2 protein-coding genes are annotated in these 1,872 nt (G+C 70.0%); both read right to left on the reverse strand.

The window, feature by feature from the left end; genetic code table 11:
- Positions 1-210: 210 nt before the first annotated feature.
- Complete coding sequence (locus ACRDP3_RS25950) at positions 211-1,119, reverse strand: phosphatidylinositol-specific phospholipase C (protein WP_431519433.1); 909 nt, start codon at positions 1,117-1,119, stop codon at positions 211-213.
- Positions 1,120-1,418: 299 nt separating this feature from the next.
- The coding region (locus tag ACRDP3_RS25955; RefSeq protein WP_431519434.1) for a GNAT family N-acetyltransferase at positions 1,419-1,872 on the reverse strand (454 nt) is incomplete at its 5' end.

Raw genomic sequence — 1,872 nt, forward strand, 5'->3', positions numbered from 1 at the left:
AGTTCCCCTCCTACGAGAAGGCGATGGAGAACAACGACCTGCCGGAGACGCAGGGCGTCGCCGAGCAGATGCGCGCTCTGTGCACCGGCGAACCCCGGTTCCTGAACCTTGAGGTCGCCCGTGAGGAAGGCGCCCGGAGCTGATGGCCGCAGGCCGCCGGGTTCCCCGCCCGGCTGATTCAGGCCGGGCGGGCCCCTGTGTTCACCGCGGTCAGACGCCGGTGCGGGCAGTCGCGGCGGGCTGGTGTGCGAGCAGCGCGTCGGTCATGCCGTGGACGTTGGGGTAGTCCATGGGGACGATGCCCAGACCGCGCCAGCCTGCGGCCTCCGGCGACGTCAGGAGTTCCCTGACGCGCGGGTTGAGCCGGTCCGCGTTGTAGCGGGGCGGCAGGAGAGCCGCTGTGCTGACGAAGTTGACGTAGAGCTTGCCCGGTTGGGAGACGGTCTTGCGGAAGTGATTCTCGATCAGCGGGTACTTGGCCCCCGGTTCGGCCATGTAGTCGTCCTGGATGTCGAACAGGGCCGCGTCCCCGTACCGCACGCCCGGCAGCCCGTCGGAGTCCCCCAGCAGCACCACCCTGCCCCGGGCTTCACCCAACGTGGGCAGGGTGGGGGCGAGCCGGAAGAGGGAACGCCATCCTCTGCCGTCGAGATAGTCCTCGAAGACGAGCCGGAACCGGTCGGCGCTCTCCTCCGAGTACTCCTGTTTCACACGCATCAGAACCGTCTCCGACGGCTGTCCGGAGAGGAAGTCGCGGCAGCCGCCCAGCACATCGTCGAAGTTGAGGCGCTGGTAGGCGGCTCCGTGGTGGATGGTGAAGGAGCCCTCGAAGAGGCGGCAGCGGATGTCGAGGAACCGGATGCCGGTGGACAGTTGCGCCGCGATGCCGGTGTTCTGGCATTCGGCCCACGGACCGCCGTACTGCGCACCGGAGTTGTGGGTGCCCGGGATCGTCAGATCCCGTAAGTCCGCCCCGTCGGGGAGCTGCGACATCCACGCCTCGGGGCCCGGCGCCCCGGCGGCGGCCGCGCGGGCCTCCCCCGACGTCGCGGTGCTCAACAGCGTGGTGGCCGACAGCGCGGCCACTCCCTCGAGGAAGTGCCGGCGTCTCAGGGTCATGACAAAGAATCGAAGCACGGCGCGCCCGGTTTCCACAGGGCGCTGTTGCGCCATCTCCGCCCCAGCGAGGAGGTTCCGACTCCCGGCCTACATCCGGCGGATCGCCTGGCGCAGCCGTGCCGCCATGTCGGCGGTCTGCTGCGGTGTCATGGACAGCACGCCGTTCTCCGTGGAGGCCACTCAGCAGCCAGTTGGGCCCTGACTCCAAGCCCGGTCCTGCAGGGCCAGGTCAAGTTGACCTCGTCGTAGAGGTCGTGGATGTGTACGGCCCGGCGCCGCAGTTCGTCGAGGTCCATGGTTCACAGCCTGCGCTGCCATCTGACCTCGCCGTCGTGCCATCGGTCCGTGGGTGCGAGTCCGGCGGCCGTGGCGACCGCGGCGGAGGCCCGGTGGTCCGGATGGATGTGGGCGATGAGGTCGCGTACGGACTGCTGACGCAGCCGGCCGGCCATGGCGCGGGTCGCCTCCGTGGCGATGCCCCGTCCCTGCCAGGGAGTTCCCACCACCCAGGCGATCTCCGCGTGCCGTCCGCCCTCGGCGAGGGTGATCGTCGCCTGGACGTAGCCCGTCAGGCAGCTCTCGGCGCGTGACTCGATCACCCAGTTGCCCCAGGAGACGGCTGGATCGTCGGACCCCGAGGCCAAGCATGCGTAGCGCGCCCGGAGGGCCTCGGGGTCCGGGGGCTCACCGCCGGTGAAGGTGTACAGCGCGGGGTCGGACAGCACCACGGCCATCTCCTCGGCGTGCTCCTCC

Source organism: Streptomyces sp., assembly GCF_050698815.1.
Lineage (GTDB): Bacteria > Actinomycetota > Actinomycetes > Streptomycetales > Streptomycetaceae > Streptomyces.

Coding starts and splice junctions, on each gene's coding strand:
- ACRDP3_RS25950 (WP_431519433.1), bottom strand. CDS start 1,119: ATGACCCTGAGACGCCGGCACTTCCTCGAGGGAGTGGCCGCGCTGTCG.